This window comes from Pseudorhodoplanes sp., from assembly GCF_035565855.1.
Classification (GTDB): domain Bacteria; phylum Pseudomonadota; class Alphaproteobacteria; order Rhizobiales; family Xanthobacteraceae; genus Pseudorhodoplanes.
In genome coordinates this window covers 1-22,699 of record NZ_DATMRX010000284.1, presented here as the reverse complement: position 1 = coordinate 22,699, position 22,699 = coordinate 1, and the positions used below count along the sequence as shown (strand labels likewise).

The window sequence follows — 22,699 nt, the reverse complement described above, 5'->3', positions numbered from 1 at the left end:
CCCCGCAGCCGTTACAGCCGGACGCGCCGGACGAACTTCCCGAAATCAGCGAGCTGTTGCGTCACGAGTGCGATGGACGCCGCATCCTTGAGTTCGCCTGACGCCTCGTCGAACTTGTCCTTGGCGAAGGCGATCTGCACCTCCGGCTTGACGAAGACCAGCGCGTCGATGGCTGCGAGCGTCTGGCGCAGGTGATACTGCATGCGTGACGCCCCGAGCGGTCCCGTGGATGCCGACTGGATCGCCACCGGCTTGTCCTTGAACGGCTGGTCCTTGGTCTTGGAGACCCAGTCGAGTGCATTCTTGAGTGCGCCCGGAATGGTCCAGCCATATTCCGGCGAGACGATGATGACGCCGTCGGCCGCGCGCACCGCATCGGCCAGCGTCATCACCTCATCCGGGACCGCGAGGTCCTGGTTGAAATGCGGAAAGCCGGCATAGCCCGGCGCTGCCGTAATCATCATGTCGGCAGGCGCGAGCTGCGGCAGAAGCCGCACAAGGCTCGCATTGTAGGAGCGCTTGCGCAGGCTGCCGCAGATCGTAACGATGTTGAGGCTGTTCGCCATGGGAACGGTCAAGCCTTGTCGCCGACGCGCGCGATGAATTTCCCGAAGGCTTCGAGCTGCTGCTTGACGACGTTGCGCGTGGCCTCGTCCTTCAGCTCGCCGGTCTTTTCGTCGAACTTGTTCTGCGCTTGCGCGATCAAGACTTCCGGCGTGTTGAATACGAACGCGTTGAGGAACACCATCGACTGGCGCATGTGATACTGCATGCGCGCCCCCCCGAGGATGCCCATCGAGCAGGATTGCAGGCAGATCGGCTTGTTGGCGAACGGCTGATCCTTCATCCGCGACACCCAGTCGATCGCGTTCTTCAGCCCGCCGGGGATCGTCCAGTTGTATTCCGGCGAGACGATGATGACACCATCAGCGGCCCGGATCGCGTCGGAAAGCGCGGTCGCCGCAGGCGGAAAGCCCTCGGCCTGGAGATCGCTGTTGTAAAGCGGCATCTCGATGGACGGCGACGCCTTGATCGTCATCCCGGCCGGTGCGAGCCCCGGCAGCGCGTTCGCCAGCATGCGGTTGAAAGAACCTTTGCGAAGCGAACCGCAAATCGTGATCACATTCGACATTTCGGATACCTCTTGACACTCGATGTGAGGGGGCGTGACGGGAGCCTTTCCGGCGGGCGGCTCGCTAGATAGCGGGCAAAGATCGAAAAGTCACCCGCATGAAAAGAAAAGGCCGGCGCCCGCGGCGCCAGCCTTTTCCCCCTCTGGACGGGCGGAACAGTTCAGCGCTGCTCGATACCCGCCTTTTTCATCAGGTCGCTCCACTTGGCGATTTCGGAAGACACATGCTTGGTCAGTTCCTCGTTGGTCGAGGTCTTGACCACGATGCCGGTCTTCGCGATCGCCTGCTTCACCTCGTCCTTGGCGAGCACCTCGTGAACGGCTTTGGTCAGCTTGTCCACGATCGGCTTCGGCGTCCCCGCCGGCAGGGCGAAGCCATACCAGCTGGTGACGTCGTAACCGGGGACGCCAGCCTCGGAGAGCGTGGGCAGATTCGGATAGGCTTCGTTGCGCTCGCGCGATGTCACCGCCAGCGGCTTGACGTTCCCGGCTGCGATCTGGCTGCGCAACGCAGGCAGCAATTCGAAGGTCAACTGCACATCGTTCTGCATCAACGCGGTGACGACATCCGGCGTGGTCTTGTACGGGATATGCTTGATGTCGGTGTCCGACATCACGCGAAACAATTCACCGGCGAAATGCTGCGTGGTGCCGACGCCGCCGGCGGCGCCGTAATTGTACTTGCCCGGATTGGCCTTGGCTTCGGCGAGAAGGGCCTTCACGTCGTTCACCGGGAATTTCGGCGAGGCCACCAGCAGCAGCGGCACGGTGCCGATCTGCGTGACCATCTCGAAATCCTTGACCGAGTCATAGGGCAGTTTCTTGTAGAGCGCGCCGGCGACCGCATGCGCGTTGCTGAGCACGAGCACGGTGTAGCCGTCCTTGGGCGCTTTCGCGACCTGATCGGCGCCGATCGTCGAGCCCGCGCCCGGCTTGTTCTCGACCACGAAACTCTGCCCGAGCTTTTCCTGCAATTGCTGGGCGATGATGCGGCTGACGATGTCGGTGCCGCCGCCGGCTCCGTAAGGGACGAGGAATTTCACCGTGCCCGCCGGCCATTCCTGAGCAGACGCTGGCGCGGCAATGGCGGTTGCAACACCGAGGCCGAGGGCTGCCGTCACGAGCCACGATTTGAAATTCATCCTCTCCTCCCGGTTGGTTTTTCGGCGAACGCGTGTCGAGGCGACGCGGCCCGCGGGCCCGGACAAAACCGGGCGGCTTGACGGAAGTTCACGACCATGAACTAATTCAAGAAATGAAACCGAAGTCGAACTCGGCTGTCAAGTCGGCGGACCGCGCCCTCGACATTCTCGAGTATGTTGCGGATGCGACAGAACCGCCCACCTTCTCGCGGTTATTGTCCGATCTTGGCGTCCCGCGCAGTTCTCTGTTTCACCTTCTCAACAATCTCCTGACGCGCGGCTATCTCGAACAGGAGAGCGCCGGCGGCCGCTATCGCCTCGGCCAGCGCGTCGAGCATCTGGCCGCGCGGCTGAAGGGGCCAACGCTTGCGACGCTGGTGCTGCCGCATCTTCGCTCGCTCAGCGACGTCCTGAACGAAACATCCGGGTTCAACATCTGGACCGGAGACAGCGTCGAGGCCATCGCGACCGCGATGGGACACCAGGCGCTGGCCTTCACGATGAAAGTCGGCGAACGGGCCCCGCTCTATGCGGTGTCGTCGGGGAAAATCGTGCTGTCGCGCATGAGCAACGCCGAGCTTGAGGCCTATCTCGACCGGACCGAATTGCAGCCGGTCACCGCGCGCACCCTGCAATCCAGGTCCGTGCTCCGCCGCGAGATCACATCCGCGCGCCGGGAGGGATTCGCCTATTCGCACGAGGAATTCACGCCGGGCATCACCGGCATCGCGACCGCGGTCGTCAAGGACGGTCAGCTTCTTGGAATGGTCAACCTCGCGGTGCCGACGGCCCGCTTCACCAAGGCGCAGGACGCCGTCTTCCGTCGCGAGCTGCGCTCGGCAGCGGCGGCCTTGAGTCAGATCCTGCCGGGCGCTTCCGGTCAGAGCAATCCGCTACGCGTCGGCCGGTAGCAGCGTGTCGTCGACATTCACCGCGCGCGCGGTTGCGCGCAATGCGCGGCAGGTTTCGAGGGTCAAGGGAACGCCGTTGACAATACGGTCGGCGCGGCGCGCGGCTTCCGGCTCGCCGGGCAGCAGCACCGGCGCATCGGGATCGACCGGCTTTGTGTTCTTCACATAGCTGAGAAAACGCGACACCTCGGCCGGGAACAGGTGTTCCGGGTCGATCCGCAAGGGATCGACATAGAACGAGAACATCCCTTGCGACCAACGCTTCTCCGGATTGGACGCGCCATTGCCGGTCAGCGCGCCGCCGAGCAACTCGCACATCAGCGCAAGGCCCGATCCCTTGTGATCGCCGAAGGCGCGCAGGGCTCCCTTGCCCTGCTTGTGATCACGCACGCCCGAGGCCGGATCGTAATCGCCGTAAAGTTCGCGCGGGTCGGCGCTGGCTTTCCCCTCGGCGGAGACGAGCGCATCCGCAGGCAGCGCCTTTCCGCCCTGGCTGGCCACGAGAACCTTGCCTTCGGCGACCAGCGACGTCGCGAAATCCAGAATGACCGGCAGACCGCCGGGCCGCGGCACGCCGATGCAGACCGGCGCGGTCGAGAAACGCCGGTCGATGCCGCCGAACGGCGCGACCAGAACCGAACCCGCGACATTGACGAAATGCACCGACACGAGCCCGTGCTCGGCTGCCATTTCGGCCCATTCGCCGACCCGACCGACATGTCCTGAATGGCGCAATCCGATCGCGGAGAGGCCGTGTTCGCGGCACTTCTCGATGCCGATCGTGACCGCCTGCGGCGCGATCGTCTGACCGAACCCGAACTGACCGTCGAGAATGGCGATGACCGGCGTATCGACAATCCGCTTCACGGTCTGATCTGCGATCAGCAGACCGTCCCGCTTCCATGCGACATAGCGCGGCACGCGGGCAACGCCATGGCTGTCGTGTCCGGTCAGGTTGGCGTTGACGAGATACCGCGCGATCCGTTCGGCTTCGGCGCGCGACGATCCGATCGCGGCAAATATGTCGGCGACGAAATCCGCCAGCCGCTCTGCATTCACTTTCGGCATATTACGACCCCTGCCCCGCGGCGATCGCTGGCGCGACCACATCCTTCCAGCTCGTCACACCTTCCTTCAGACGATTGTCGCGGCTCAGATGGCCTGCCGTCGCCTCTATTCCGAACACGCCGCTGCCGAAATCATCCTTCAGATCGCGCAGCACGCCTTCGACCATCCGCGCATCCAGCGTGTCCGAGGGTTCGCGCTTGAGCCAGATCGTTGCGGCCCGCCGCGGATCTTTCCTGATGAGGCCGGAGGCTTCGTCGATGGCCTTCGCCAGCACTGCGGGAAGCCTGGGATGGGCGGCGACCACCGATGCCGGTGACGCCAGCACCAGAAACGAGGTCTTGCCGCCCATGATCGCATCGGATGAATCCACCGCGTGCACCTTCGGATCCTGCAATGCGATCTGCGTGAAGGGCGGCGACGAGAAATAGGCGGCGATGCCGCTCCCGGTTACGAGCTTTTCGAGCGCGTCCTGGTGCGGCAGGACAACAAGCTGTCCGCGCAGCCGCTCGCGCCCGCCGAACGACGGATTGGTCCGCATCCGCAAATACGTGACCTGCGGCGCGGTCAGCATCGGCACCGCGATCTTGTCGGCCGGTCCGAGGTCGGACAACGCTTTGACGTTTGGCCGCGCCGTCAACAGCACAAGCGGGAGCGTCGTGAGACCGGCGACCGCGACCAATTCCTTCGGGGTCCGCCGGTTGGCGTCGCGCGCCAGGAGAAAGGGCGTCAAACCATACGCTGCCGCGGCGATCTCACCCCTGGCGAGTGCCTGCCGCATCGGAGCGGCATTCGAAAACCGCCGCAGCACGACCTTGCCGCGGAGCCCCGCTGCCCGCGCGTGCTTGTCGAACAGGCCCTGATCCTGCGCGACATAGAGCGGAAGAAATCCGATGCCGTGGCCGACACCGATCGCGATGTCCGCCACGGTGTTTTGACGCTCGCGCCGGCTGCTCTCATCCTTGCCCTGAGCCTGCGCGGCGCAGGGCGCCACGCAGATCAGTGCGCAAAGCAGCGCCGCGAGCGCGCGCATCAGGCCGCCTTCTTCTCGTCCTCGATCGGATTGACCAGAACACCGACGCCTTCGATGTCGATCTCGCAGACATCGCCGTGCTTCATCCACAGCTGCGGCTTGCGCGCATGACCCACGCCGGACGGCGTGCCGGTCACGATCACGTCGCCCGGCATCAGCGTCATCGCCTGGGTCAGATCGACGAGCGTCTCCGCCACCGGGAAAATCATGTTGGCGGTATTGTCGGATTGCAGCACCTGCCCATTCAGGCGCGTCTCGATCTTCAGGCCAACCGCGCCGGGCGGCAATTCGTCGGCCGTCACCATCCAGGGACCGAAGCCGCCGGTCATGTCGAAATTCTTGCCCATGTCCCATTGCGCGGTGCGGCGCTGGAATTGCCGGATCGATCCATCGTTGAAGCAGGAATAGCCGGCGATGCAGGAATAGGCGTTGTCCATCGTCAGATGTTTCGCCTTCTTGCCGATGACGATCAGCAGTTCGCACTCATAATCGAGGGTTTCGGACACGAGCGGACGAATGATCGGCATCTTGTGCGGCACGAGCGAGGTGGTGCAGCGCATGAAGATCGACGGCGCGGTCGGCTTCTGATGTCCGCCTTCCTTGGCGTGTTCGAGGTAATTCAGTCCAAGGCAAACGATCTTGCCGGGATTGGCGACCGGCAGCGTGTATTTGATCCCCTCGAGCGGCACCCTTGCCGATGCCGGCGCCTTTTTCGCCGCGTCCGCAATGCTGGACAGGTCGCCGCCGGTCCGCGCCAGCACCTGACCGAGATCGGCCGGAATGTTCTGATCGACCGCCTGGAGGTCGATCACCTCACCGCCCTCAACGACGCCGAGATGCAATTGTCTGTCGCGTTCGAAACCGACGATCTTCATGTGGTAGAAATCCCGATTGGCATGGATGGCGGACGGTCAGTCCGGGACGGTTGTTTAGCCGCTCGACATCCGCTCGCCAAGCCGCGGATCGCGCAGGGCACATCCGCGCCGCGGCGCCGCCCGGTCGGTATTTTCAGCCCACCGCTGGGCGGTCAGGACAATGGGTCCAGGGCCAGCGCACAGACCGCGAAATTGCGTTCCGCATCGGTCCAACGATCGAGGACGGTCCAGCCTGCACCCCGGGCGAGCGCCGCGAAGGATTGCCGGCTGTATTTGTAGCTGTTCTCGGTGTGGATGGTTTCGCCGGCCCTGAACGAAAAGCGCGAACCGCCGACCGTCACCGTCTGCCGTGCGCGGCTGGCGAGATGCATTTCGATCCGCCTGCGATCGCGATTGTAATAGGCATGATGCTCGAAGCCATCGAGCTTGAAATTACCGCCGAGCTCCCGGTTGATGCGCCGAAGCAGGTTCATGTTGAACTTCCCGGTGATCCCGGCCGCGTCGTTATAGGCCGCGTTCAGTTTCGCTTCGTCCTTGATCAAATCGACGCCGACGATCATCACCGCGCCCTGTCCGAGGATACTGCCGGCATGGCGCAGAAAGGCGGCTGCCTCATGCGGCTCGAAATTGCCGATGGTCGAACCGGGGAAGAAGCCGATCTTGGGAAGGTCCGCGACCGCATCCGGCAGCGCGAACGGCTTCATGAAATCGGCCACCACCGGAAGGATGGACAGATTGGGATAATGCCTGCGCAAGGTCGCGGCTTCGGCATTGAGAAAATCGCCGGCGATGTCCACCGGCACATAGGCCTTCAGTTTCCGCGCCGCATCGAGCAGGAAACGCACCTTGATGCAAGCGCCGCTGCCAAACTCAACGAGCGCCGCGCCGGTCGGGAAATGCTGGACCATCGCGCCGGCCTGCATGCGCAGAATTTCATGCTCGCTGCGGGTCGGGTAATATTCCGGCGTGCGCGTGATGTCTTCGAACAGCCGCGAACCCACGCTGTCGTAGAAGTATTTCGGCGCGATCCGCTTCGGCGTCGCCGACAGGCCCGCGATGACATCCTGCATGAAGCTGTCGCTGGTCGTTGCGTGTGCAACGAGCGGCGCGGCCGCTGCGCCCTGCTTGCTTTTCGTCATCACAGATACTCCGCGAGCCTGAGCCCGGTGAATTGCCAACGCGCTGGCGGATGGAAGAAGTTGCGATAGGTGAGACGCTCATGGCCCTGCGGCGTCGCGAGCGACGACCCGCGCAGCACCATCTGATTGATCATGAACTTGCCGTTGTATTCACCGATTGCGCCCTCGGGCGCGCGATAGCCGGGATACGGAAGATAGGCGCTGCGGGTCCATTGCCACACGATGCCGAACGCGTCGTCGATCAGTTGCAGGCGGGCGGCGACTTCCCATTCCGCTTCGGTCGGCAGATCCTTGCCGGCCCAGCGCGCGAATGCATCGGCCTCGTAATAGCTGACATGCATGACCGGCGCCGCCGGATCGACAGGTCGCAGGCCGCCGAGCGTCATGGCATGCCAGTGACCGTCGATCTGTTGCCAATAGCCCGGCGCCTGCCATTGCTCGGTCTCGCGCCTGGTCCAGCCGTCCGACAGCCAGAGCGACGGCGTGGCGTAGCCGCCGTCGGCGATGAATTCGATCCATTGCGCATTGGTGACGAGGCCACGCGCGATCCGCACCGGCTGGATCAGCACGCGGTGCTGCGGGCCCTCGTTGTCGAAATGAAACCCTTCGCCGTCATGCCCGATGTGATGAATGCCGGCCGGTATGTCGACATAGGTCTCGCCGGTCTGTGCAACAGGAGGCGCCCAATCCTTGTCGTAGGCCGGCGCGGTCGGATTCTGCGCAAAGGCATGCAGGATATCGGTCCACATCAATTCCTGATGCTGCTGCTCGTGATGGAGCCCGATTTCAAGCGTCGGAAGGATCGACTGAAGCAGCGCATCATCCGCGCTTTCGATCAGCGCGACGACAGCGGCGTCGACATGCGCGCGATAGGCGGCCACGTCTTCCGCATTCGGCCGCGTGATCATGCCGCGCTCAGGCCGCGCGTGACGGGGGCCTGCGGCCACGTAATAGGAATTGAACAGGAACGGGAAACGCTGATCGAAGACGCGATAGGACGGGGTGTTTGGGATCAGCAGGAATGTCTCGAAAAACCACGTGACATGTGCGCGATGCCATTTGGTCGGGCTCGCGTCCGGCATCGATTGGACGACCTGATCTTCCGGGGACAAAAGCGACGCCCGTCGTTCCGTCTCGCTGCGCACCGCGCGGAAGGCGTCCCGCCAGTGCTGCCTCACCTCGGATGGGGCTCGCTTCAAGCCCGGATCGGAAAAGTCCCGATCGCGCATGATGGTCGATCGCATCGAGGTCTCCCGCGGCCCAAGCCCCTCAGATAGGGTACCGCTCGGTCCCTCTCAATCAGGTGCGACGCAAATTGTTCCATCAAAGCCTGCGTTGATCCAACCCCTGGCGCGGCCGAAAACGCCTTTTGTGGCAATGGGTCACAGCCTTGAGGCCCTTCATTCAGGGCTTGGCGGGCCGGGCGTGGCCACCTGAGACGCATGGGGATTGGCCGGAAAGCCCGACCAAGAGACGCGAACGGGCTTTGGCAACAGGCATCGCCCCCATTCAGCGCAGGAACAGAAGCGCCACGATGACGAATGTCGGCAACAGGAACGCACCCGACCAGAGCATGTAGCCGAAGAATGAGGGCATCTTCACGCCGGCGCCGCGGGCGATCGCGTACACCATGAAGTTGGGCGCGTTGCCGATATAAGTGTTGGCACCCATGAACACGGCGCCGAGCGAGATTGCGACCAGCGTCGGCGCGAGCGTCGTCATCAGCGCTTTCGGATCGCCGCCGGCCAGTTCGAAGAACACGAGATAGGTCGGCGCATTGTCGAGGAACGACGACAAGGCGCCGGTGAGCCAGAAATAGGCGACATTGTTCGGCGAGCCATCCGGGTTGGCCACGAGCTCAACCAGCGGCGCGAACGCGCCCTTGGCGCCGGCATTCAGCATTGCAATCACCGGGACGATGCAGATGAAGATGCAGGCGAAGAGGATCGCCACTTCCTGGATCGGTCCCCATGAGAAGCCGTTCGCGACCCGCGTTTGCGGGCGCGTCAGCCTGAGCGAGAGCAGCGCCGCGATAACGAAGATCGCGTCCCGCACGACGTTCTGCAGTTCGACCGGAATGCCGCCGATGGAAAAGGTCACTCCCGGATTCCAGTTCGCACTCATCAGGATCGCGCCGATCACTCCCGCCAGCAGCACAAAATTGATGGCCCCATGCAGACCGAGCGGGGAATCCGGCGTCGGATCGAGCGGGTGGTGCAATCGCTCTTCGCGCTTGTGCAGGATCATATCGATCACAAAGAACACGGCGAGCAGGATCACGCAGACGAGCAGCGTCGGCCGCCAGAGATGCGTCGTCGTCCAGAAAAAGTCGACGCCCTTGAGGAAGCCGACGAACAGCGGCGGATCGCCGAGCGGGGTCAGCGCGCCGCCGATATTCGAGACCAGGAAAATGAAGAAAACGACCGTGTGGACGCGATAGATCCGGTCGTCATTGGCGCGCAGCAGCGGCCGGATCATGATCATCGACGCGCCGGTCGTTCCGACAAAGCTTGCAAGGAAGGCGCCCACGGCGAGCAGGAGCGTATTCGCAGCCGGTGTGCCGCGCAAATTGCCTTCGAGAAAGATACCGCCGGCGATCGTATAGAGCGCGAACAACAGAAGGATGAACGGCACATATTCGAGGAGCAAGGTGTGAAGGAGCGCGTGACTGCCTCCCGTCCATCCGGCCCAGCCGATCAGCGGCACGATCACGCAGAGCGACCAGAACAGGGCAAACTTGCCGTAATGGTGTTCCCAAAGATGCGGATAGAATAGCGGGCCGGTCGCAATCGAGAGCAGGATCCCGATAAACGGAATCGCCCAGACGAACGACATGGCACTGCCATCGAGGCCTTCCGCGGCTTCGGCGCTGCCGGATGCGAGGACGAGGATACCCGCAAGCGCGACTGCGCCCGCTTTACGGTACGAAATCATCCCCAACCCCCACGCTCGCTTGGTCCACTAGCCTTCTGGAATAGCGGAGAGCTGCGATCAAAGCCAATGGTGCGGGCTGTCACGGGTCGACTTGAGCTTGATTGGCGCGACCGGTTGCCGCAGGGTTGTCGGATGAAGCCCGCCGAATCCGCGCCTCCTGCCCTGCCGACGATCGGCCCGGCCGACCGCCTCGGCGCGGTTGTGCCCGCACCCGCGGCGACGACACTGGAAGGCGCGGATCTGACCAATGTCATCGTCCTCGCGCACCGGCGGCACCAGGGGAGCGCCGACGCGCCGGAGGTCAAGCTTGGCGAGAGCGAACGGCCGGCACCGCCGGTGTCATGGCGCGACAGGGTGCCCTGGACCGCGCTGATTGCCGGCGCGCTGCTTCTGCATCTCGCCCTGGTGCTCACCTTCATGCGCGAGCCCGCGCCGATGCCGAGTCTCGCGCTGGATTCGATTTCGGTCGAGATCGTGCTCGGTGGGGAGACAGAAGCCGGACTTGCGGAAAGACCGAGCACGGTCGATTCCGCGCCGTCTGTGGCGGCCACGAGCCCTGCCGAGCCCATTGTCGAGCCGCCTACCGAAGTCGAACAGCAAAAGCCCGACCTGAGACCGCGGATCGAGGCGGAGCCGCGCGAAACGCAGCGCGAGCAGACCGTTTCGGAAGAAGAGCCAAAGCCGGCCGAGCCCCGGACCGCGGCCGCCGAACCCGAGCCGCAAGTCGAAGCCGCGGAGCCTGAGCCGACACCCACCCCGACCCAAGCGCCGCAAGCCGCGGTCGCCGCTGCCGCCGAGGTGGAGCCGGCGCCGAAACCAGCTGAGCCGGAAGCCGCGCCGCCTGTCGAGACGCAGGCGACAAAGCAGTCGAAGACGAAGCCGGTTGAAACACCACGCCCGCAATCCAAGCCTACGCCGCCGCGGGTCGCGGCGTCACGCAGCGGTGTTGGCGTCGGATCATCGCGTGACGTGCGCGACTGGGCGGCCCGGGTGTCGGCTCATCTCGCGCGCAACAAGCGCTATCCGGCCGACGCGCTCGCGCAGGGGCTTGGCGGCACCGCCAGCGTTTCATTCACGCTGGACGGCGACGGCCGCGTCACATCGGTTCGGCTGGCCCGTTCGTCGGGACATGCAAGCCTCGATCGCGAAAGTCAGGATCTGGTGCGGCGGGCGTCGCCGTTCCCGCCGCCGCCGCAGGGCAAGGCCTCGATCACCGTTCCGGTGAATTACAACGTGCGGACGGGGCGGTAGCGATCTTCAGCTCAGCGCCGCGAGCGCCTTCTTCAACCCTTCACCCGATTCATCCGCCATCGCGGCCTTTCGCAATCCGGCCAGTTCGGCCGCCGCATTGCCGCGCGCACGCAGCTTCGGGATCAAGGCCATCAGCGACTGATACTTCTCCCGGCCGCGCTCATGGGTCTCGCCATAACCCTTCACGAGACCGATCAGATGCGCGACCTCCACCGCCAGCGGATAATCCTCGCGCGCGATCTCGACGACCTTCGCGAGCCATTCGGTCTGCCGCTGCTGCTCGTCGGCCCAGCGCAGCGAGCGCGGCCGCAGCGGCTTCATGCTGGCAACGATATAAAGCAGCAGGAATCCGCGAACGGACGACGTCTTGACCTTGCGTCCCTTTTTGGTGAAGGCATCGACGATCCCGCGGACCCAGCCCGTGTTCAGGACGAACCGGCCGAGCGAAGCCGGCAGCGTCTCCGCAATCTCCTGGGTGCGCGGATGCATGTATTCCACGATCTCGAGCAGCTGGCCGTCCTTGACGATGACTTCCTTGCGCACGCGTTCAAACCGCGAGGCGCGGATCTTCAGTTCGGCGACGCGGATCGTGTCCTCGTAGGCCATCGCCAGTGCGAGATTGCGCGCAACTTCGGTCAGGAGTTCGTCCGGCTTGCCCGGACGCGCTTTCTCGATCTCGATGACCGGCGCGAGCCGCTTCAGATAAAGCTTCGCGTAATCCTCGTCCTGGTAGTCAGCGAGCCGCACGACGCCCGCGCTCACGATCGGCCGCGACACGATGGAGAGCGCGTCGTCGATCGGCGCGACCAGGGACTGCACCGACCCGTCGCGCGCCTGCGGATCGAACGGGCGCTCGGCGGGCAGCGCCGGCATATTGCCGGAAGCGGCGGCCTCGAAGCCGGCATTGAAGGCCCGCACACTCGGCTCGACGCCGACACCGCCACGGCGGATGGTGGCTTCGAACGCCATCTTCTGGAACGGCAACGTGCCGGAGCCTGCGAGCGCGCCGAACATGACGGCGCTGATCAGGCTTCCGGTCGCATCCGCGATGCTGGCCATATCGAAGGCGTGCAAGCGCCGTGCGGCCTCGTCGACGGATTTCAGCAGCGCTGCCGCATCGACACGGCCGTCGGCGAGTGCGGTTCGCTCCAGCATCGTATAGACCCGGTGGGTCGAGGCGATCAGCGTCGTGCGGTCCGGCGTGACGAAGCCGCGCGTGATCGCACGGCCGGCTTCCATCAGCTCGGAAGCCAATACGATGTCGACATCGCCCGGCACCGGCATCAGCGCCAGCACCGGCTGTTGCTGCCGCGCGGCGGCCTTCGGAAACAGCTCGACATAATAGATCGTGGCGCCGGTGCGCTGGGCCACACCCGGCACCGAGGTCATCTGCGCGAGATAGCCGCCATGCTCGGCGAGATCGATGATCCAGTCGGCGAGCACGCCGCCACCCTCGCCGCCCATCGCCAGGATGGCAATGGTGATCGGCCGCACTTTGGAAGCGCCGCGGGTATCGACGAGCGGGGTGTTCATGCCGTCACCATTTTCCGTTCGAGCCGGCGCTGGAAGAAGCCGATCACGGCGTCGCGGATGCGCTGCTTGAAGCGGTCCCACCCGGTCGGGTTGTCGATGATCGAGGCCTGATAGAATGACGGACACAGCACCGCCGCATGCGCGACCTCGCCGCAATTGCCGCAGCCGACGCAGGTGTTGATCACCTTGGTGATCGGATCGCGCCGCAACGGATCGGGATTCGGGGCGATCGTCAGCGACGGACAACCCGACAGCCTGATGCAGGAATGATCGCCCGTGCAGGTATCCGGATCGACACCGAAGCGGTCCCGCACCATGCGCTCGCCGCGCTTCACCGCATCGCGGATCAGCGGCTTGATGCGGCGCTGCTTGTTCAGCATGCATTCCGACGAGGCGATGATGACCTTCGGTCCCTTGACGTCCGTGGTCAGCGCCTCGCGCAAGGTGTCGCGCATCTTCGCGACATCGTAGGTGCGGGTGATGTGCCGCACCCATTCGACGCCGACGCCGCGCACCGCCTTTTCGATCGGATGCTGGGTCGAGCGCGTCTCGACGGTGCCGGCCGAGGACAGGATGTCCTGGCCGCCGGTTGCCGCGGCGTAGCCATTGTCCACGATCAGCATGACGCCGTCGGTCTTGTTGAAAACCTGATGGCCGACGCTCGAGACCAGACCGTTATGCCAGAAGCCACCATCGCCGACGACCGCGATCGGACGCTTGCCATCCTGCCCCGACAAGGGCGAAGCGCCGGCGCCGCCAAGACCGTAGCCCATCGTGGTCTGGCCGATATTGAAGGGCTGCAAGGCCGCGAAGGTGTGACAGCCAATATCGGCGCTGACGTGAAGCGGCCCTGTCTCCTTCTGAACGAGCTTCATCGCCGAAAAGATCGGACGCTCGGGGCAGCCGGTGCAGAAGGACGGCGGACGCCCCTGCACATTCTGGCCGAGGGTTTCGAGGGCGGCCGGCAGGCTCTTGTTGGTCTGCTTGGGCTCTTCCGGCGCCAGCAATTCCGGACAATGCAGCGTGCAGAATTTCTGCAAGCCCGCCTTCAGCACGCCGCCGGTATATTCGCCGGCCATCGGCAGAACGGTCTTGCCCTCGACCCTGGTCTGCAAATCGGCCTGCCGCAGGATCGTGTTGACCGCCTGCTCGATGAAATTCGGCTGCCCCTCCTCGATCAGCATGATCGCCTTCTTGCCGGCGCAGAAGCGTTTGAACTCCTCGTCGACCAGCGGATAGGTGGCGTTCAGCACATAGAGCGGGATGCGGCTGTTGCCGTAGATGTCGGCGAGGCCGAGGATCTCCATGGCGCGCAGCGTGTTGTTGTACATGCCGCCCTGCATGACGATGCCAACGTCGGACACCTCTCCGTCGAAGAATTCATTGATCTTGTTGTCGATGATGAATTGCACCGCGGCCGGCCAACGGTGCTCGATCTTTTCCTTTTCGTGCTCGTAGGTGAAAGGCGGCAGCGCATAGCGGGTGACGTCGCGCACCGGATTCTTCAGCGCATCCATGCGCGTGAAGTCGGGCCGCACATTGTTCTTGGCGATGAACGAGCCATAGACGTGGCAAGCGCGGATGCGCAATTGCAGCATCACGGCGGTGTTGCTGATCTCGGAGAGCTGGAAGCCCTTCTCGACCATGTCCACGATCTTCTGCACATTCGGCCGCGGATCGAGCAGCCACATCTGCGATTTCATCGCGAAGGCGTGGCTGCGCTCCTGCATGATCGAGGAGCCCTCGCCGTAATCCTCGCCGACGATGATCAGCGCGCCGCCCTTGACACCGCCCGACGAGAGATTGGCGAGCGCGTCCGAGGCGACATTGGTGCCGACCGGCGCCTTGAAGGTGCAGGCCCCGCGCAGCGGATAGCTCACCGAGGTCGCAAGGGCCGCGGCGGCGGCGGCTTCGTTCGCTGACGATTCGAAACGGACACCCAGCTCCTTCAACATCGGCTCGGCGTCGTTGAGCACGTCGATCAGGTGCGAGATCGGCGCACCCTGGTAGCCGGACACGTAAGAGACGCCCGATTGCAGCAAAGCCTTGGTGACGCAGAGAATCGCTTCGCCGCGGAATTCCTCGCCCGCTCCGAGTTTGAGCTGCTCGACTTCCTTCTTGAATGATCGCTCGGCCATCGATGCCTCTTCCCGTGCGCTCTTGCCGCGGTTTATCCGCGCGCCCCGTCACGCCCCGATTTGACTCCGGTTACGTGCCCGGCAATTATATTCAAAAGAATATAATGCGTAATGCAATCGAGCGGGAGTTAAAAAATGGGCATCAGAGCGGTCTTTGCGGTCACGGGATTGGCGTTTGCCGCGGCGGTTTCACAGGCCTCCGCGCAGGAAGTGACGCTGCGCGCGGTGACCTCCTTCGCCGAAGGAACCCAGTTTTCCAAGGGATTCGAGCGCTTCATCGAGAAGGTCAACAAGGACGGCAAGGGCGTCATCCAGATCAACTATATCGGCGGGCCGCGCGCCATGCCGCCGTTCGAAGTCGGCAATGCCGTGCGCAACAAGGTGGTCGACATCGCCAACGTGACCGGCGCCTTCTACACCAACCTGATGCCGGAGGCGGACGCCTTCAAGCTGATCTCGAAGCCGGCGGCCGAGCAGCGCAAGAACGGGACCTGGGACTACATCAACGAGCTGCATAACAAGAAGCTCAACTCCTATTATCTCGCGCGCCAGTTCGTGTCGGTGCCCTTCCACATCTACCTGAACAAGAAGATCGACAAGATCGACTTCAATGGCCTGAAGATCCGCGTGACCCCGGTCTATCGCGACGTCGTCCAGGCGCTCGGCGGCACCCCGATCACCACGCCGCCCGGCGAGGTCTACACCGCACTCGAGCGCGGCGTGGTCGACGGTTATGGCTGGCCGATCCTCGGCATTTTCGATCTCGGCTGGGAGAAGGTGACCAAGTTCCGGATGGAGCCGGCCTTCTACAGCGTCGAGGTCAATGTGCTCGTCAACCAGGACGTCTGGAAAAGCCTGACCGATGCCCAGCGCAAGGTGCTGACCGATGCCGCGATCTGGCTCGAAAATCTCGACGCCACCGAAAGCGCGGAGCTGGTCAAGGCGGAGCGCGAACGGCAGGAGAAGTTCGGCATCCAGAAGCTGGATTTCGGCCCGCAGGCTTCGCAGGACTTCCTGAAGAAGGCGAATGATGTGGCCTGGCAATCGGTGATCGCCAAGGCGCCGGAGACCGGCAAGAAGCTGCGCGAACTCGCCGGAAACTGAGCGAGCCGCTGGCCTACACCTGCTGCCACCTCTCCCTGGGGCGAGGTGGAGCACGCTAGGCTCGATGTGAGGGGTCAGGGTCTCACCTGAACCCGAGCCCCTCACCCGCCCTCTTCCGGAAGGAGGCGGGGCCCGCTGCCCGGCAGCCTTGCGCTCAACCACAACTGATTCTTCGATGACGCGCCTGTCCGACCTCTACGGCAAATTCCTCGACGGCCTCGCCGTCATCGCGGCGCTGTTGCTGCTGGCGATGGTTCTCATCGTGACCGGCGACATCATCCTGCGCAACGTTGCCAATGTCGGCTTTGTCTGGGCGAACGAAGTCTCCGAATATGCGCTCTATCTGATCACCGTGCTCACCGCGCCGTGGCTGTTGCGGCGCGGGCAGCATGTGCGGCTGGACCTCGTGCTGACCGCGGTGCCCAAGCGCGCCGCGCTCATCCTCGAAGGCATCGGCGACATCCTCGGGTTCGTCGTCTGCCTTGCGATGATCCGCTACGCCACGCTGATGACGTATGACGCGTGGCGGATCGGCTCGATCACCATCAAGAATCTCGTGTTTCCCGAATGGTGGCTGCTCGTGCCGCTTCCGGTCTGCTTCGTCCTGCTCGCGATCGAATTCGTCTTTCGCTTCCACCGGCTGATCCTGAACCGCGAGAAACGCGAGGAGGCGACTTCGGTCGCGTAAGCCAAATGCCGTGGATCGAAGCAACCATCATCCTGTTCGGCGGCTTGTGCGTGCTCATGGCGTTCGGGCTGCCGGTCGCCTTTGCCTTTCTCGCCATCAATCTGGTCGGCGCCGCCCTGTTCCTTGGCGGCGAAATGGGCCTCGTCCAGTTTAACCGCAACGCCGTCCAATCCGTCACCGCTTTCGCGCTGACGCCGATCCCGTTCTTCGTCCTGATGGGCGAAGTGCTGTTCCAGTCCGGCGTCGCGATGAAAGCGATCGACGCCTTCGCGCTCCTGATCCGCCGCGTGCCGGGACGGCTGTCGGTGATTGCGATCGTCGCGGGCACAGTGTTCTCCGCAATCTCCGGCTCGACCATTGCCACCACCGCTTTGCTCGGATCGCTGATGCTGCCGACCATGCTGGCGCGCGGCTATCATCCGAACATGGCGATGGGTCCGATCATGGGCATCGGCGGCGTCGACATGCTGATCCCGCCGTCAGCGCTCACGGTGCTGCTCGGCAGCCTTGCCGGCATATCGATCTCCGGCCTCCTGATCGGCGGCATTCTTCCCGGATTGATCCTGAGCGCGCTGTTCGTCGGCTACATCATGCTGCGCGCCGTGATCAATCCGAGCCTTGCGCCGTCCGACGAGCTGGAGGCTATCCCCGCTTTCTGGGACCGCTGGCGTCCGTTCCTCATCTATGTGTTGCCGCTGCTCTCGATTTTCGGTCTCGTGGTCGGGGCAATGGCCGCCGGGTGGGCGACCCCGACAGAAGCTGCGGCGCTCGGCGCGGCCGGCACCATCGTCGCGGCGATCTGCTATCGCGGCCTGACGCTCCGCAACCTGATGCAATCGCTGCTCGGCACCGTCGCGATTTCCGGCATCATCCTCTTCATCATCGTTGGCGCCACCACCTTCTCGCAGGTGCTGAGCTTCTCCGGCGTGGTCAACGGCATCATCGGCCTCATCACCGGACAGGGCCTGTCGCCGATGACGGTGCTGCTCGGCATGATCGTGATCCTGCTGCTGCTCGGCTGTTTCGTCGATCAGGTCTCGATGATGCTGATCACCCTGCCCTTCTTCATGCCGCTGGTCTCGAGCCTTGGCTTCGACCCGATCTGGTTCGGCATCATCTTTCTGATCTGCATGCAGCTCGGCCTGCTGACGCCGCCCTTCGGCCTTCTGCTCTACACAATGAAAGGCGTCGCGCCGCCCCAGATCACCATGAACCAGATCTACGGAGCCGCCCTGCCTTACGTGCTGTTCGGCCTTCTGGTCCTTCTGCTGATCGTCCTGTTCCCACCCATCGCCACGTGGCTTCCGCGCATGCTTGGCTCATGACGAAGCGTTCGAAGCGCGGCAGCGTCCTGCATCTGGACGACATGCTGCCGTACCTGATGAACCGGCTGATTGCCCGGATGAACCAGAACCTTGCGGAGGATCTGCGCCGTCAGGGCTTCACCTTCCAGGACTGGCGGGTGCTGGCGGTCCTCGCCGTGCATGAGGGCGCGAACCTGACCGAACTCGCCGAGGCCACGGTGATCCCGCAGCCCAGCGTCAGCCGGCTCGCCGCGAACCTCGCCAGGCGCGGTTACGTCTCGCGTCAGAACGGCAAGACCGATTCACGGAACGTGCATCTGTTCATCACGCCCAAGGGCCGCGCGGTCTACGACAAGATGCGGCCGCTGGCGGTCGCCGAATATCGCGCGGCGATGAAAGGCTTCAGCGCCAAGGAATATGACGATCTGCGCGCGGCGCTGTTGCGCATGATGAAGAACCGCAAGGTGAAGCTGCTGGGCTGACCCCCGCGCGCAGTCGGCCCGGCCGCCGCCGTCGCGCGCGAGGTCAAGCAACGCCGTCGTGATAAGCCTGTTACCAGCCCGAGCCCCCGCCACCGCCGCCGCCGCCGCCGGATGAGCCGCCGCCCCCCGATCCCGAGGAGCCGCCGCCGCCGCTCGATCCGGGCGGTGTCGAGGCCGACGCCACGGTGCTTGCAAGGCTGCTGCCGACGCGGCTTGCGAAGCCACCCCAGTCATTATTCGACAGGCGATCTCCCGAATACCACGTGGCGGTCGCAGCTCCCGCCGCGGCTGCGGCGGCGAGCACCCCGGCAAAGCGCTCGGCCCAGCGATTCTCGACATTGAGCGCAACGGCATAAGGCAGATATCGCTCGAACAATTCCGGCGTCTTTTCCGGCGGATGCAGATAATTCAGGCGGTCCTCCTCGGCGACGCCGAGATATTGCTTGAAGCCCTCGATCTCATCCATGACCTTGCGGCCCTGCACGGTCGGCGCCTTGAGGATGTAGAAGGCCATCGCAACGAGTGGCGCGATGAGGACCGGCGCAAACATCGCCAGCATGTAGGGACTGAAGACTGTTTTCGTCGCCTCGTAGGTCGCGCCCCACAACACAGCGAGCCCGGCGACAGCAAATGCGCCGGCAAACAGAAATCCGAACAGGAAAGTGAAGAACCCGGTCCGTCCGGTCATGAACCCGAGAAAGAACGCGATCATGACCGATATCGCCGGCGCCGCGAAAAAGGTGCCGAACATCAGGGCGCCGGTGAGTTCAGCGCCGTAAGTGAAATATATCGACAAAGCGATTGCGGCGGCGAACACGACCCAGAGCAAAATGCCGAAGCCCGACCAACCGTAATTGTTGGTGAACATGGTCTTGTAATACGACTTCTTGAGCGCGTCGCTCAGTTCGCTCTTCGCCTTGCCGATGACCTTGTGATTGACGTCATCGAGCAGGAGCGATCCGCTGGAGCGGAACAATTCGCGCGCCATCGCCGCGACCGGCGGCGAAACGTCGTGCCCTCCCGGCAGCGAGGTCAGGCGCATCTGGTTGCCGCTGTCGTTGAGCTTGACCCCGCCATGCACCGCCAGATCGAGGATGCCCGCGCTGAAGGCGCGGTTGTCGAAGTCCATCTCGTAGATGTAACGCACCGCCGGCGCCGACAATCCTTTCGGCGGCGTGAACAGGGGAATGATCGTTCCGCGCTTCGGGTCGCGGCCGACCCGAAGCCAGGCATAGAAAAAATAGGCCAGCAGCGACAGCACGCCGACGATTGCCGTCACGACCGGCAGGTTGTCGCTCAGCCAATATTGCGCGAGCTGCGCCTGCGTCGGCGGCGTAATGACGCCCTTCGGCCAGGCGGCAGCGACCGTCAATCCATTGCTGACCGGGAGCGGCTGAGTGGTGCGAAACGCGATGAAGCCGGGGCGCTGCGCAATGACCCGCGCATTCTTGCCGGTCGCCCCCTGAGGCCCGGTGTAGAACGCGCTTTGAATGATGTCGACCGGCTCCGGCAGCGTGATCCGCGCCTCCGCGACATCGATCGGGAAGGTCCAGCCGGTCCCGGTCGCATTCCAATACAGCTCGTCGAACTTGTCGAAGAAGCCGATCTGCCGCGTCGTGCGATAGCGGATCACATAGGTGTTCGGCCCCATCGGGACAGTACGGTCGCCGCTCCCGATCCGCACCCGTACGCCGTTCGACAATTTTTCAATGGCATAATTTTCCGGACGGCCATCGCGCGTGACCGACAGCACATCGAAGCCGACTTCGACACGCCGGCCGTCCCTGGCGGTATAGCGGGTCGGAAAGTCGCGCAGGATGCCGCGCCGGATTTCGCGACCCTCTGCCTGCACGCGGATGGTTTCCGTGACGAGGAGATCGGAATTCTTCTCGACCCTGACGTCGCTGATGAATTCCAGAATGCGCTCCACCGCAAATGCCGGCGTCGTGGCGCCCGCAAGCACAACGGCAAAGGCGAGAGCACGGATGAGCGCGTTCATGATGCAGCCCGATCGAAGGTCACATTGGGTGTCGCGCGGCCGGCGTCGTCAGCCTCGAAGAATTCCGCTTCCTTGAAGCCGAGCGGCCGCGCGATCAGCACATTCGGGAACGACTGGATCATGATGTTCAGATTGCGGACCGAACCGTTGTAATAGCGGCGCGCCATCTGCAGATGATCCTCGATCTCGGCGAGCTGTTCCTGCAGCTTCAGGAAATTCTGGTCCGCCTTCAGATTGGGATAGGCTTCCTTGAGCGCGATCAGCCGGCCGAGCGCCCCTTCCAGGGCACGCTCTGCATTTTCCTGCGCCCGCACATTGGACGCCGCCATGCTCGCCGAGCGGATCGCGGCAATGTCTTCGAACAATGTCCGCTCGTGCGCGGCATAGGCCTTCACGGTTTCGACCAAAGCCGGAATGAGATCGGCGCGGCGGCGGAGCTGAACGTCGATGCCGCTCCAACCCTCGCGAACAAGGTTACGTTCACGCACCAGCCGGTTGAAGATCCAGATGCCCCAGACCAGGAGAGCGATGATCAGGGCGGCGACGAGGTAAGTCATGTGATTACGCCTCTTGAGGCACAGCACGTTGGGACACACACGGTCGCAGCATTCTATCGCAGCACGCAGCGCTGGCGATTCAGAACGCCCGGCCGATCAACGCATCGAGAGAATAGGGTCCGGCGCCGCTGGCGAGAAAGTAAAGCGCCGCGGCAGTCCACAGAAGCGGATATTCGAAGCCGCCCTGATTCCAGAAGAAGCCGTGCCGGTGCTCGAAGATGCTGAGCGCAAGCAGGATCACGATCGGAATTGCAACCGGCCGGGTGAAGAGCCCGAGTGCGAACATCGGCCCGCCGATCAGTTCGGTCACCACAATGATCCACGCCCAGAGCTTGCCGGGCCGGTAACCTCCGTTGTCCAGCAATTTAGCAAAATCGCGCACGTTGCTGACGGGACCGCCGGAATTCGGGAAGAACCCCATCGACATGCGCAGCCCATGCGGGACCAGCGACAGGCCGACAATCACCCGCAGCAGAGTCTCGGCGATCGGCGCCGTGGCCGCATAAAGCCCTGCAAGCTGCGGAAAGATCAGCGTGGTGGAATCGTGCATCGAGGAGCGGACGAACAGGAGGGACGATACCGTGAGCGGGAATCGGCGTGGCGTCAATGCGTCCTGGCCCGCACCGCGATCGGCCGCGGCGATGGAAGATCACATTCGCATGAGCGGAGGCACGGCCTGGAACGCCACACCGCTCCAATTGTTGCCGCATATTGGGTTTCGGATGGTCACGCCCATCCTTTAGCGGAGCAACATCAATGTCACGGAATTCCGGGTTTCCCTCGATGACGGCCCTGCTCGCACTCATTGCGGTCGCGGGCTATCAGAACCGCGACAAGATCGCCGAGATGATCGGGAATATGACCAAGGGCAGCGCAGGCGCTGGCGGTACGTCTCCGCAAGCGGGCGAAGCTCCGGCTTTGCCGGGTGGGCTCGGCGGGCTGCTCGCGGGCACAAGCATCGGCGGACTCCTGACCGGCGGCCTTGGCGAGTTGATGGACAAGTTCAACGATGCCGGACACAAGGACAAGGTCGAATCCTGGGTCGGCACAGGCCCCAACAAGGACTGCAGTGTGGATGATCTGAAAACAGCGCTCGGACCCGAAACGCTGTCCGCGCTGTCGCGCGCGACCGGGCTGAGCGAAGAGGATCTTTTGAACCGTTTGTGCTCGACGCTGCCGCACGCGGTGGATCAATTCACGCCGCAAGGCCGCATCGCCTGAGCGACGCGAGCATCCTTGCGTCTACGACGGCGCGCGGTCTTTATCCAAAATGGCATCCGCCGCGGCGATCCCGGTTCGATAGGCGCCGTGCGCGGTGGAGAAATCGTCCGGCGAGCAAGCCTCGCCGGCGAAGTACAGCCTGTCATCCACTGGCGCCGCAAGGATCGTTCGTTGGTCCGCCTCACTTGGCC

The 22,699-nt window shown here is 63.7% G+C and carries 22 protein-coding genes; 7 read left to right on the top strand and 15 right to left on the bottom strand.

The features are described from left to right. Window positions 1-11 precede the first annotated feature (11 nt). From VN004_RS16245 to VN004_RS16235, 3 genes are all read right to left on the bottom strand, one after another. Window positions 12-566 (bottom strand): NADPH-dependent FMN reductase, encoded by a 555-nt coding sequence (locus VN004_RS16245; protein WP_325612138.1) that lies wholly within the window; start codon window positions 564-566, stop codon window positions 12-14. An 8-nt stretch (window positions 567-574) separates the two neighbouring features. Next, window positions 575-1,132: an NADPH-dependent FMN reductase gene (locus VN004_RS16240; RefSeq protein ID WP_325612135.1), complete on the bottom strand. Its 558-nt coding sequence runs from the start codon at window positions 1,130-1,132 to the stop codon at window positions 575-577. 161 nt (window positions 1,133-1,293) lie between these two features. Beyond that, the gene (locus VN004_RS16235; protein WP_325612133.1) at window positions 1,294-2,274 is read right to left on the bottom strand and encodes a tripartite tricarboxylate transporter substrate binding protein; all 981 of its coding nucleotides are present in this window, start codon (window positions 2,272-2,274) and stop codon (window positions 1,294-1,296) included. A 113-nt stretch (window positions 2,275-2,387) separates the two neighbouring features. Between VN004_RS16235 and VN004_RS16230 the strand changes: the two genes are divergently transcribed. Beyond that, window positions 2,388-3,185: an IclR family transcriptional regulator gene (locus VN004_RS16230; RefSeq protein ID WP_325612131.1), complete on the top strand. Its 798-nt coding sequence runs from the start codon at window positions 2,388-2,390 to the stop codon at window positions 3,183-3,185. On the opposite strand, the gene VN004_RS16225 is transcribed toward VN004_RS16230, so the two are convergent. The 6 genes from VN004_RS16225 to VN004_RS16200 form a co-directional block, all read right to left on the bottom strand. After that, window positions 3,168-4,253, bottom strand: coding sequence for a malate/lactate/ureidoglycolate dehydrogenase (locus VN004_RS16225; protein WP_325612129.1), 1,086 nt, complete (start codon window positions 4,251-4,253; stop codon window positions 3,168-3,170). The two genes, VN004_RS16230 and VN004_RS16225, sit on opposite strands and share 18 nt — an antisense overlap. Before the next feature lies 1 nt (window position 4,254). After that, a complete protein-coding gene (locus VN004_RS16220) occupies window positions 4,255-5,283 on the bottom strand; it encodes an ABC transporter substrate-binding protein (RefSeq protein ID WP_325612126.1) in 1,029 nt (342 codons plus the stop codon). After that, complete coding sequence (locus VN004_RS16215) at window positions 5,283-6,158, bottom strand: fumarylacetoacetate hydrolase family protein (RefSeq protein ID WP_325612123.1); 876 nt, start codon at window positions 6,156-6,158, stop codon at window positions 5,283-5,285. The genes VN004_RS16220 and VN004_RS16215 overlap by 1 nt, the downstream gene beginning before the upstream one ends. Before the next feature lie 152 nt (window positions 6,159-6,310). Continuing rightward, window positions 6,311-7,297 (bottom strand): L-histidine N(alpha)-methyltransferase, encoded by a 987-nt coding sequence (gene egtD, locus VN004_RS16210; RefSeq protein ID WP_325612121.1) that lies wholly within the window; start codon window positions 7,295-7,297, stop codon window positions 6,311-6,313. Next, a complete protein-coding gene (gene egtB, locus VN004_RS16205) occupies window positions 7,297-8,541 on the bottom strand; it encodes an ergothioneine biosynthesis protein EgtB (protein WP_325612119.1) in 1,245 nt (414 codons plus the stop codon). Before egtB ends, egtD begins: the two co-directional genes overlap by 1 nt. Window positions 8,542-8,806: 265 nt before the next feature. Further along, a complete protein-coding gene (locus tag VN004_RS16200; protein WP_325612117.1) occupies window positions 8,807-10,231 on the bottom strand; it encodes a sodium:proton antiporter in 1,425 nt (474 codons plus the stop codon). 132 nt (window positions 10,232-10,363) lie between these two features. Between VN004_RS16200 and VN004_RS16195 the strand changes: the two genes are divergently transcribed. Further along, window positions 10,364-11,482, top strand: coding sequence for a TonB family protein (locus VN004_RS16195; RefSeq protein WP_325612114.1), 1,119 nt, complete (start codon window positions 10,364-10,366; stop codon window positions 11,480-11,482). A 6-nt stretch (window positions 11,483-11,488) separates the two neighbouring features. Here VN004_RS16195 and VN004_RS16190 read toward each other — a convergent pair whose 3' ends face one another. Both VN004_RS16190 and VN004_RS16185 read right to left on the bottom strand, forming a co-directional pair. Continuing rightward, window positions 11,489-13,015, bottom strand: a complete 1,527-nt coding sequence (locus VN004_RS16190; RefSeq protein WP_325612112.1) for an indolepyruvate oxidoreductase subunit beta family protein — start codon at window positions 13,013-13,015, stop codon at window positions 11,489-11,491. Continuing rightward, on the bottom strand, window positions 13,012-15,153 hold the full coding sequence (locus VN004_RS16185; protein WP_325612110.1) for an indolepyruvate ferredoxin oxidoreductase subunit alpha: 2,142 nt from the start codon (window positions 15,151-15,153) through the stop codon (window positions 13,012-13,014). Before VN004_RS16185 ends, VN004_RS16190 begins: the two co-directional genes overlap by 4 nt. A 135-nt stretch (window positions 15,154-15,288) precedes the next feature. On the opposite strand from VN004_RS16185, the gene dctP reads away from it, so the two are divergent. The 4 genes from dctP (at window position 15,289) to VN004_RS16165 (ending at window position 18,731) form a co-directional block, all read left to right on the top strand. Beyond that, the gene (gene dctP, locus VN004_RS16180; RefSeq protein ID WP_325612108.1) at window positions 15,289-16,257 is read left to right on the top strand and encodes a TRAP transporter substrate-binding protein DctP; all 969 of its coding nucleotides are present in this window, start codon (window positions 15,289-15,291) and stop codon (window positions 16,255-16,257) included. Window positions 16,258-16,432: 175 nt separating this feature from the next. Continuing rightward, window positions 16,433-16,945: a TRAP transporter small permease gene (locus tag VN004_RS16175; protein WP_325612106.1), complete on the top strand. Its 513-nt coding sequence runs from the start codon at window positions 16,433-16,435 to the stop codon at window positions 16,943-16,945. A gap of 5 nt (window positions 16,946-16,950) precedes the next feature. Continuing rightward, a complete protein-coding gene (locus VN004_RS16170) occupies window positions 16,951-18,270 on the top strand; it encodes a TRAP transporter large permease (protein ID WP_325612105.1) in 1,320 nt (439 codons plus the stop codon). After that, window positions 18,267-18,731 carry a MarR family transcriptional regulator gene (locus VN004_RS16165; RefSeq protein WP_325612104.1) on the top strand — a complete coding sequence of 155 codons (465 nt, stop codon included), beginning with the start codon at window positions 18,267-18,269 and terminating at the stop codon, window positions 18,729-18,731. The genes VN004_RS16170 and VN004_RS16165 overlap by 4 nt, the downstream gene beginning before the upstream one ends. Window positions 18,732-18,801: 70 nt before the next feature. Here VN004_RS16165 and VN004_RS16160 read toward each other — a convergent pair whose 3' ends face one another. The 3 genes from VN004_RS16160 to VN004_RS16150 form a co-directional block, all read right to left on the bottom strand. Further along, a complete protein-coding gene (locus VN004_RS16160) occupies window positions 18,802-20,730 on the bottom strand; it encodes a DUF2207 domain-containing protein (RefSeq protein WP_325612100.1) in 1,929 nt (642 codons plus the stop codon). After that, entirely contained in the window at window positions 20,727-21,287 is a 561-nt protein-coding gene (locus tag VN004_RS16155; RefSeq protein WP_325612097.1) for a LemA family protein, read from the bottom strand. The genes VN004_RS16160 and VN004_RS16155 overlap by 4 nt, the downstream gene beginning before the upstream one ends. 79 nt (window positions 21,288-21,366) lie before the next feature. Beyond that, complete coding sequence (locus tag VN004_RS16150) at window positions 21,367-21,894, bottom strand: DoxX family protein (protein WP_325612095.1); 528 nt, start codon at window positions 21,892-21,894, stop codon at window positions 21,367-21,369. A 149-nt stretch (window positions 21,895-22,043) separates the two neighbouring features. Here VN004_RS16150 and VN004_RS16145 point away from each other — a divergent pair, with 149 nt between their 5' ends. Then, window positions 22,044-22,508, top strand: a complete 465-nt coding sequence (locus tag VN004_RS16145) for a YidB family protein (RefSeq protein WP_325612093.1) — start codon at window positions 22,044-22,046, stop codon at window positions 22,506-22,508. A 21-nt stretch (window positions 22,509-22,529) separates the two neighbouring features. Here the strand turns inward: VN004_RS16145 and VN004_RS16140 are convergent. Next, the coding region (locus VN004_RS16140) for an FAD-dependent oxidoreductase (protein ID WP_325612155.1) at window positions 22,530-22,699 on the bottom strand (170 nt) is incomplete at its 5' end.